10 protein-coding genes, 1 pseudogene and 1 other annotated feature are annotated in these 10270 nt (G+C 33.6%); of the genes and pseudogenes, 1 reads left to right on the top strand and 10 read right to left on the bottom strand.

All coding sequences use genetic code 11. From position 1 onward, the window contains the following. Positions 1–96: 96 nt before the first annotated feature. Positions 97–393: a hypothetical protein gene (locus CN514_RS07040; protein ID WP_069035332.1), complete on the bottom strand. Its 297-nt coding sequence runs from the start codon at positions 391–393 to the stop codon at positions 97–99. A 217-nt stretch (positions 394–610) separates the two neighbouring features. On the opposite strand from CN514_RS07040, the gene CN514_RS07035 reads away from it, so the two are divergent. Further along, positions 611–1492: a hypothetical protein gene (locus CN514_RS07035; RefSeq protein ID WP_141529320.1), complete on the top strand. Its 882-nt coding sequence runs from the start codon at positions 611–613 to the stop codon at positions 1490–1492. Between the two features lie 113 nt (positions 1493–1605). Here the strand turns inward: CN514_RS07035 and CN514_RS07030 are convergent, their stop codons facing one another. The 9 genes and pseudogenes from CN514_RS07030 to CN514_RS06980 form a co-directional block, all read right to left on the bottom strand. Beyond that, a complete protein-coding gene (locus CN514_RS07030) occupies positions 1606–2277 on the bottom strand; it encodes a GNAT family acetyltransferase (RefSeq protein ID WP_098231979.1) in 672 nt (223 codons plus the stop codon). Positions 2278–2292: 15 nt separating this feature from the next. Next, complete coding sequence (locus CN514_RS07025; protein ID WP_098231978.1) at positions 2293–2964, bottom strand: GNAT family N-acetyltransferase; 672 nt, start codon at positions 2962–2964, stop codon at positions 2293–2295. Between the two features lie 34 nt (positions 2965–2998). Beyond that, the gene (locus tag CN514_RS07020) at positions 2999–3853 is read right to left on the bottom strand and encodes a carbon-nitrogen hydrolase family protein (protein ID WP_098231977.1); all 855 of its coding nucleotides are present in this window, start codon (positions 3851–3853) and stop codon (positions 2999–3001) included. A 111-nt stretch (positions 3854–3964) separates the two neighbouring features. Then, entirely contained in the window at positions 3965–4639 is a 675-nt protein-coding gene (gene rpiA / locus CN514_RS07015) for a ribose-5-phosphate isomerase RpiA (RefSeq protein WP_098231976.1), read from the bottom strand. A gap of 461 nt (positions 4640–5100) precedes the next feature. Beyond that, on the bottom strand, positions 5101–5337 hold the full coding sequence (locus CN514_RS07005) for a BBE domain-containing protein (protein ID WP_098231974.1): 237 nt from the start codon (positions 5335–5337) through the stop codon (positions 5101–5103). A 77-nt stretch (positions 5338–5414) separates the two neighbouring features. Then, a complete protein-coding gene (locus CN514_RS07000; protein WP_098231973.1) occupies positions 5415–6746 on the bottom strand; it encodes a cytochrome P450 in 1332 nt (443 codons plus the stop codon). Between the two features lie 306 nt (positions 6747–7052). Continuing rightward, a pseudogene (locus CN514_RS06995) lies at positions 7053–7340 on the bottom strand (response regulator transcription factor); the annotation flags it as partial. Between the two features lie 472 nt (positions 7341–7812). Next, entirely contained in the window at positions 7813–8796 is a 984-nt protein-coding gene (gene asnA, locus CN514_RS06990; RefSeq protein ID WP_098231972.1) for an aspartate--ammonia ligase, read from the bottom strand. Between the two features lie 69 nt (positions 8797–8865). Further along, positions 8866–9126: a binding site (T-box leader), on the bottom strand. A gap of 308 nt (positions 9127–9434) precedes the next feature. Next, positions 9435–10259: a DUF4030 domain-containing protein gene (locus tag CN514_RS06980; RefSeq protein WP_098231971.1), complete on the bottom strand. Its 825-nt coding sequence runs from the start codon at positions 10257–10259 to the stop codon at positions 9435–9437. Positions 10260–10270: the final 11 nt, after the last annotated feature.

Genomic DNA, 10270 nt, shown 5'->3' with positions numbered 1-10270 from the left:
GAAAAACCACTCTGTCATCGTCATTTTAGTTTGTTTACAAAATCCAAAAATTTGATTTCAAACTAAAAAGCCCCCATTAGATGAGGGCTTCAATATTTATTGAAATTTACTAAATATGTCTTTCAAATACTTAATAACGATTGCGATTCCAGCAATGAAATAAAATGTTATTAAAATCCATCCTGTAGGATCAAGTCCAAACATTGTTATTAAAAACTTCAGTGGAAAAATGAAGTATAGAATATCCTTTAAATATCCTAGTATAAAAGATGTATCGAATGAACCTTTCCAGAATGAACGGATAAATGCTATTACAAAATCAAGAATCATTAATCCAGTAACTGCCCAAATAGTATATAGCATCCAATCCGCAAGTCCGAAGCCTAAATCCATAGTTATCACCACCTTACATCATACTATTCAAAGAAAATAGGCTGGTGATATGAATTTACTTAATTTTCAGATAATATTTTTCGAACCTTTTAAAGACCATTGTTCTGTTCTTTATCCTTGTGTTTATCATATTAATTTAATAAGAGATTAATTGCTAAAATGAGTCTAAGTCCCACTTCATATTTACTAAAAATACTCTTTTACTAAAATTTAATATATGGAAAAGACAGACCATTACACTCTTCAATTTTCCTTACCAATCGTTGTTTTTCAGCTACACAATAGCCCAACTAAACATACCCAAGTTCCCCCATCTGTACTTGAACATAAAATATTAGTAAAAAAATATAGAAAGGGAGAAATAGTAGTGGGATTATTTATTAATAAGAATGAACACCCTGATGTCTTTAAAAATAGTGAAACAATACAAACACCGAATCAAGGACTTGTTCGGCATAATTACTTAGCTGAACTAATGGAAGAACAACAAAAAAATAACATGAGCCTGGAAAAATCAATATCTGAATTAAAGCCACGATATGAGCAATTAGAAGAATTGCAAACAAATCAGTGGAATCATGTTAAAAATCAAATAAATAGTCTCTTAGGTAGTAACCGTGAGCGTGAGCAATTTGAAAGAATCATGATTCAGCGGTTAAATACATCAGACGCAAATGACAGTCTGGAAAAACAAACGTTAATTACTCAAATGATTAGTTTAAATGAAGCTTATACAGAATTGGCAAAGCGATTGGAAAAAAGTGAATCTGATAAGCAAGCTCTCTCATTACAACTAGATAAGCTAATTGAAAAACAAAATGAGGTAGCTCATGGATTATTACAGCAAGAGGAATTTCAACATGGGGTTTTAGATCGTCTTGATACTCAAGAAGCAATGATGGATAGAATCTCTCACCAACTCAACAATTTACGCTCGATTATTTTTGAACGAGCAAGCTATATCACGACAAAACTTGAAGACAGCTATAAACTAACAACAGACTATATTTATAAACTAATAAATGGATCCGATAAGCCAAAATCCTATACTACTACAGTGAGCAATAAAAAAGAGGAAAAACAAAAACAAGCAGACTAAAAATATGGTAAATTCTCAACTTAAGGATTGTTCGAAAACTTTTTTAGTTTATTTAGATCGAATATAAAAAAAGCTTCTCGAAGTCTTTATCGAAAAGCTTTTTTTATGTTCACTTAAAAGTAGACTAATGCGACTTTTTCTTTTTCTTCTAAGTTTTCAATCATTGCATACCAAGACTTTGGTTTATTAGATAACACTGTATAATAACGCTTTAGAAATTTTACGATCAAATCTGATTGAAGCTCATTCATCTCCCCATCCATTGGAAGGAAACAAAGATCTAGACCTGTTACCGCCTCACCGTCATTGTTCCATGATGGATGAATATATTCAAATTCCAGACGCTTATAACCTAGGTGAGCTAATACTTCCCTGCGAACATATGGATTCATAGGTTTAACGCCGCCAAACTCATGGTGTTCTACTCGATATGGATCGTAAATTTCAGCAAACATACCTGATAACTTTTTATTATTTTCAGTTGCTAATGTCTGTAAATCTACTAATCTATTTTGTGCTAAGTATGGGCCGATGCCCAAACCAGCTTGGCCAATTATTGTAAAGTCAGTCATGGCAACATTAAAATCGTCATAATAGCGGTATTCTGTAGCTCCTACTACTCTATCTTCATGGACAGCAACAAAAACACGAATTCCTGGATCCTCCAAAGGCTCTTTCCAAAGATCAAATTCTAATACTTCTTCTGGAGGAAATACATCTTGCATTAATTGATGCATTTGTTTAAATAATGGGTCAATAATATTTGTTATTCTTTTATATTCCATTTTCTTTCTCTCCCTTTAATTAGAATGTTTAAATGGATTTTTCCATTCCATTAGAGTCCCATAATTGCATGATTCTTCGTCCTCTAAATAATTCGCTACTACTTTAACCGGGGTACGACCACATCGAAGTAGAAAACTAATAACTGGATCCTTTAGCTCCCCTTTTATTACAGCATCTATGTATTGATTGGGTGACAAGTTGTCCGCCTCTTTATGATATCCTGGCATCCTACCTCCACCAAGCAATCTTTCCAAGCCAAGATGTACAACAACATCATACATAGAAAACATTAACCATTTGCCTAAACCTAATTTTCGATAGGACGGTCTGACGCCAATATCAACGACATAAAGTGTATTTCCGTTTTGGTTGTGGTTACGAATATAACCATGATCAGTAACCTCTTCCCATGAATGGTCAGGATGGCTAGGGTCAAACTGAACTAGTAGACCTGTCATAGAACCCGCCATTTGACCATTTACTTCTATACATAACGCTCCCTCTGGAAAAAGAGTTACATGATTTTTAAGTTGCTCCTCATTCCACCATAGTTCCGATGGGAATGGTGGCGGAAAGCTTTCTTGTTGAATACGGATTAAATCAGTAAAATCATTCTCATTATAATTTCGGATTACCACTGGGACTGGTTTGTCCTGGTCGAAAACAAAAAATTCCTTTCGATACATGTGTTAAAACTCTCTTTTCTATTTAAGAATTAGTTTACCAATCTGGATAAAGGTCTGTACGTCGATCGCGCCATGTTGTAACGGATCCTTTTTCCCGAACTTTGTATAATAAATCTAAATTAAGATCAGCTGTAACAATCATATCCTGATTCATTTCACCTTCTACCATAATTCCTTTTGGAGGAAATGGGATATCGTTAGGAGTGATTACAACTGCTTGACCGAAATTTGCACGCATAAAATCAACAGTTGGAAGTGAACCAATTGTACCTGTATTTACAACATATACTTGATTTTCAATTGCTCTTGCATGACATGTATAACGAACTCGATGGAACCCATGGCGATCGTCTGTGCATGATGGACAGAAAATGACATCTGCTCCTTTAGCTTTTGCCATTCGAACGATTTCTGGGAATTCAATGTCATAGCAAGTCAACATCGCAATTGTTCCTTTATCTGTCTCAAAAACCTCTAGACCATCACCTGCACTCATATTCCACTCATTTACCTCTGTTGGTGTTATATGAAGCTTTGCCTGCTCACCAATTCGTCCATCTGGATAGAACAAATGTGCAACATTATATAGACGATCGCCTTTTTTAATAACATGCGTTCCTCCAATAATGTGCATATTGTATTGTTTTGCCAACTTTAAAAATAAAGAACGATATTGCTCAGTAAAGTTTGGTAAATCTTGAATCGTTAATGCCTCACCTTTTTCATTACCAATTGACATAAGCTGTGTTGTAAAAAATTCAGGAAAAATGATAAATTCTGCTTCAAATTCCTCTGCTGTCTTAATATAATGCTCTACTTGTTTTTCAAACTCTTCAAAGGAGTTTATTGTGTGAAGATGATATTGAACGGCTGAAACTCTTAATTGCATATAATCCCCCTCTTCCCATTAACTCTTTATCTCTTACTTTTATTATTGAATAAATAGAAGAAACGGGCAAGTATGTACTCTTCTTTACGTCTAGCAAAATTTTACTTTGCACTATTTGCTTAATATTTCTACATTTTCATCTTTATCTAGGGTGATAACCAGATCAGTCATTCCAACAAATAATCCGTTTTCTATCACTCCTGGAATTAAATTTAGCTCTCTTTCTATTAGTTGAGTTTGAATATGATTAGGAATACTGCAATCAAAAATATAGTTTCCGTTATCTGTAATAAACGGAGTTTCTCCATTTAAACGAAGTTCCGGACTTAAACCGATTGCTTTAATATGTTTCATCGTCATTTCCATGCCAAATGGAATAACTTCTACCGGAAGTCGGAACTTACCTAATCTCTCTACCATCTTAGTTGGATCAGCAACTACTATAAATGTTTTAGCTGCTTTGGCAATGATTTTCTCTCTTAATAGTGCGCCTCCCCCACCTTTAATTAGCTCAAAGTTTGGATTAATTTCATCGGCACCATCAATTGCAATATCAATCTGTTCAATATTACTAAAGTTTACTAGTTGGATACCCACTTCTTTAGCAAGCTTTTCAGTTTGAATGGAGGTCGGAATCCCCTTTATATTCAGTCCTTCCTTAACTAATTGCCCAAGCTTTTTTATTGTATAAAAAACTGTTGATCCCGTACCTAATCCAACGACCATACCATCTTTTACAAAATCTGCTGCCTTTTCTCCTACAATTTGCTTATCATTCTCATTCATATTTACACCTTCTTTTTATTTTTCTATTTCTTAACTAGTATAAGTAATAAATCCAAATTTCATTTTTGGGTAAGTTGATCAATTTAATCGTACTGTATAAAAATAGTTTGAATAAAGAATTTTAACTAAGAAAAACTAAATGAAAAATACTAAGTAAGGTGAAGATTATATGGATGTCCCTAATTTTGTACTTAAGTTTTGCATCATTTTAATGATTTTACCTGTGACGATCGTGTGTTGTTATTTTGGTTACTTAGATAAAAACTTCCAAATAGTTATTTTCGGTTTTGCACTGCTATTATTTTCAATACTTGGTAATTACTTTGTCTTTACAAGAGGTAATAAAAATAGTAAATCGGAGCAATAAGAACCTTTTTCTAATAACTTTAGTTATGGAAAAACCGACCAATTTGGAAATTTAATCGATCGGTTTTTTACTAGTATTTTTTGAATTTTCCACTTTAAAACCAACTAATAAAAGGCGGTATACTTTGAGGAAATTTAAATAGATTGAATGGGTCATATTCTCGTTTCACAACTCTAAGGCGATTTAAATTCCCACCATAATATGCGGTTGGCCAATTATATACTTTCTCTAAATCAGCCCGGGTTTGTATTTTTGCAGTCATGCTTTTGCAATCTACACTAACTGTATTCATCTCAATATCATCGATAACAAGCCCACCATCTAAAAACATACTGTAAAGAGACTGCTAAATTCTATGAGAAAACACCTGGAAAAGACACTTGCCTATGTGTGTACACTAAATCCTGCTCATTTTCTCTTTTTTACAATCATACGCAAACCATCTTTCGGTCGAAGTGTGATCAGTGGTTCTGTCTCCACTTTATGATGGTTAGGAGCTAGTTCAATCGTATAATGCTGAACAATCGTTGCTAATACTAAAGTAGCTTCCATAATTGCGAAATGATTTCCGATACAAACACGTGGCCCACCACCAAAAGGAAAATACGCATATTCAGGAACCCCTTCTACCTTTCCATTCTTAAACCGCTCTGGAAGAAATTCTTCTGCATGAGAGAAATACTTTTCAGAACACTGCATGATATAAGAACTCATCATGACTGTCTCACCTTTTTGTATACTGTAATCGCCAATGCTAACATCTTCTATAGCTTTTCTGCTAATAAGCCACGCAGGAGGATATAGTCTTATACTTTCCCAAATAACTTGCTGAGTATAGATTAAATCTTTCATAGAATGATAATCTGCTCGTCTTTTGCCAAGAACGCGATCTACTTCTTCATATAATAATTTAGCTTTTTCGGGATGCTGAGATAAAAGATATAAGCACCAAGATAATGCATTTGCGGTCGTTTCATGACCTGCAAGGAAAATGGTCATTGCTTCATCCCTTAATTGTTGATTCGTCATACCTTCATTAGACTCTTCATCCCTTGCTTGCATTAGTAGCCCTAGTAAATCTTCTTTTGTTTCTGAGCTATTTCTTTTTTCAATAATTTCATATAACACCTTATCAATTGCCTTAATAGCCTCTGTTAAAGATTTATTTTTTGGTGTATTCAGTTTGAGTGGAGCTTTTAAAACAGATCGAATTCGCTTAGTTGCAATATCCATAATAATATCAAAGTGTTTCCCAACACGATCATGTCCTTGATTCAGATCCATACTAAACATAGTTTTAGCAATAATAGCTAATGTCAGCTCCATCATATCTCTACTAATGAGACGCTCTTCACCATCCTTCCAAGCACTAATAAACTCTTCGGTAAGCAATGTCATATCCTTTGCATAGGATTGTATATGTTGCTTCGTAAATGATGGCTGAATCAAACGCCGCTGCCTCATATGTACTTCATCTTCACTCGTTAACAATCCCTCACCGAGCAAGGTTTTCATCTCTTGGAATGGCTTTGATTTATGGAAAGAATGCTGCTTAGTCACTAATACCTCTTTTATTAAATCGGGCTCCAATAGCAAGTTCATTTTACGATGAGCAAATCGAAATGAGACAATCTTATCATGATTTCTATAAAGTTCACTTAAAAAAAATATTGGATCTTTCCGAAACTCATTCAAATGGCCTAAAGGTGAATAAGAAGCCAGTCCTTTTACTTCAAGCATAAAATTCACTCCATTTCAGGAAATTTTATTCATAGAATACTCTTATTATATTAGGAATAAGAGAAGGCTAATGCTTTTTTATATTTTGAAATTCTGTATTAAGGATTTATTTTTTAAAACAAAAAAAGACTGCCTTATTTTGACAATCTTTCAGTTATGATACCTTAAAATGGAAAAATTGGTACAAACCTTGAAAGGATTGAATCCTGTATTGTACAGGGCTCAATCCTCTTAATTTTGTCTTAAGTCTTGAAATTGTTATAGTGAATAAAATTCGTATTAAAATTGGGTTCTATTCCACTTTTCTCATTCAATAATTCCGATGTCTTGAGCCATCTGGACAGCTTCTTCCTTGTTACGCACTCCTAACTTTGTATAAGCCGTGGAAGCATAGTTTCTGACCGTTCCATTCGATAAATATAATCTTGATGCGATCGTATTGTATCGTAGTCCCTTTGCTACTAGCTGCAATATTTCTACCTCTCTAGCTGTTAGCTCATAAACAGTTGCTTTTGATTGTGGTGTCTCATTTTGCATATCAAACTTCTCAAATATTTTGTGAGACATTCCCTGATCTATCAGAGTCCCACCTCTCAATACATCTTTTTCTTATTCATTTTCCCACCTCAATTGAATTATTTTCAACAGCAAGATTGATTCATGTACATGCACGGATCAATTGCCTTAATTCAATTGTTATTTATTCAATATCACATTTTCTAGTTACATATTGTCATAAGATTAATTGACACAGGTCATATGCTTATCACTACACTTTGGTACTTTGGGTTTTATCTATAAATTTTCAATATTAACTCTAAGATAACTCTATTTAACTTCCAATTAACCTTTTCAATATCCACTAAACTGCCATTCAGAGCAATAAAAAAAAATCGAATTTACATTCGATTTAATTTGTACAACTAATAGTTTTCCATTTTCATAAGTTCATCAAGATAATGATTCATAGCCTTATAGCGTATTCTGATTGTTTGACCTCGTTTTTCTATATTGCATTCTCCTACATGATATAGACTCATGCTTTTATTTAGAGGGCCTATCTTTTTTAAAACAAATGAATGTTTTCCTTCTTACATGCTTCTCGCATTTCATCAGGCCATACAGATGATTGAACTTCACCAATATGCGCTTTGCGTAAGAAGAACATGCACATTCTTGATTGCCCAATACCACCACCAATTGTTAGTGGAAGCACTTCTTCTAAAATACCTTTATGGAAATCATACTCGCGTTTGAAATCTTCACCTGTCTTCGTTAACTGCTCATCTAGTGATTTATGGTCAACACGGATACCCATTGATGATAATTCAAATGAAGATTGCAATACTGGATGCCAGAATAAGATGTCTCCGTTTAATTTCCAATCGTCATAGTCAGCTGCACGTCCATCATGTTTTTCACCAGAACGAAGTAAATCGCCAATTCCAATAATAAAAACTGCACCGTGCTCTTTTGCAATCGCATGCTCACGATCTTTCGGTGTTAATTCCGGGTATTTGTCTTCTAATTCTTGGGCTGTAATAAATACAATATTTTCTGGTAAATACTTCCCAAGGTACGGATATTTTTCAAATAAATAATTTTCCAAATCTTTGAAGATTCCATAAATTGTTTGTACGGTTTCTTGTAAATAATCTATTTTACGCCATTCTTTTTGAATAATTTTTTCCCAATCCCATTGGTCAACGTAAATTGAATGAGTTGCATCAAGTTCCTCATCACGGCGAATCGCATTCATGTTTGTATATAAACCTTCACCAGCTTCATAACCATATTCATGCAGTGCAAATCGTTTCCATTTCGCTAGTGAGTGAACAATTTCTAACTCTTCTCCTGAATGTAGCATATCAAACTCAATTGGGCGTTCTACACCGTTTAAGTGATCGTTTAAACCCGATTTTTTCGTTACGAATAATGGTGCAGATACGCGGAACAATCCAAGACGGTTTGCTAATTGATCCTCAAAAAATGTTTTAACTTCCTTAATTGCGATTTGTGTCTCTCTTACTGTCATTAATGATTGATACATGCCTATTTCCTCCTAAAATGTTTGGATGTAGTAAAAGAAGCCAACAAAAAAAGCCCTTCTTTCCCAAAAAACTGGGACGAAAGGCTTTGGTTCCGCGGTACCACCCAAATTAGCAACAGAGGTTGCTCACTTATTCAGTACGGAGATTAGAGAGATCTCGATACTGTTCTTCTTTAACGGCGAAGTTCACGGCTAAGTCTACTTTCCTCAAAAAGGATTTCGGTTAGCGACTCCAGGAGGTTCTTCATAACAGGCTTCGTATCAGGCTCACACCACCCCTGACTCGCTTTGTCTACGTCCTACTACTACTCGTCCTTTCACAGTCGTTTTGTTGTCACATCTCTGAAACATTTTATTAATGATTATTTTATAGATAAAAATGAGAAAGTCAACATTTTTTTCAATTTTTATTTTGTTCTAAACAAATAAACATCATAATGATATGTATTTAAACTGTTCTCTTTTGTGTTTTTTCAGCCAGTAATAAAGCCGATGAGCTGGTAGGTTTCATTCATTGTTGTGAACTCTTGTTTCATGGATGGCTAAAGATAAATTAACTCAATTCATTAATTGCATTAGAAATATTAAATCACAACTATATTGTTAATTTTTCCGTACAATCCAAGTTTACAAGATAATTAATTAATTTTATTTTTATCCTTACTATAAATAATAATTTCATATTTTTCATCACCTAATATAGATGAGATATCCTTTGATTTTAGAAACACATTAATTTCTGTTTCAAGTTCTTTTCCAAGGTTTTTAGCTAATGGATTAGAACTATTTATAGATGTACTGATAATAATTTTAAATGGTTTACTTTTATAGCCGACTCCTGTAACCTTGTATTCTTTTTTTGACATCAATCCTTCAGATATTACAGGGATTATTAAACTTCCTTTATCGGACTTTCTAACTTCTACGGTTACTCTAGTTACCTTAATTTTATAGCCAGGACCAGGATAATGATTTGCTTGAGCTGTTTCTGATGCTACTTTTTGAACATCGTTTTTTACGTCATTATAATAATCTTTTGAACCAACTATATTAATAAATATGGACTTTTCTGTAGGATCAACAAATACGGAATCAAATGTATACTTCAATTTTTTTAATGTTTTTGTAACTTCACTTTCAAGTAAATTTTTTTCTTTCTTTTCTTCATCCTTTAACTCGTAATCTTTGAAGTCTTTTTGTTGAGTAATTTTAATGGAATATGAATCATATCCTTTGGATTGCAAAACTTCATTCACTGTCTTTTTGACTTCGTTTTTGACCTCATCATAATATTGAACTGAACCATCTAAACTAACGTGAATTGTTTTTCTCGGGGTATAGGTAATTCCGACACTACTTAGCTTATATCCTAGTTCATTTAACCTATCCCATATAATCATATCTAAGGATTCTGATTTAAAAATTAGATTGAGATAGGGGATTTTTGATACTACTTCAGCCATCGTAGGAGAAA

Origin of the sequence: Bacillus sp. AFS001701 (genome assembly GCF_002559405.1) — a bacterium.
GTDB lineage: Bacteria > Bacillota > Bacilli > Bacillales > Bacillaceae_G > Gottfriedia.
Note: the sequence above shows the minus strand (reverse complement) of the source record. Positions and strands in the feature narration are given on the sequence as shown.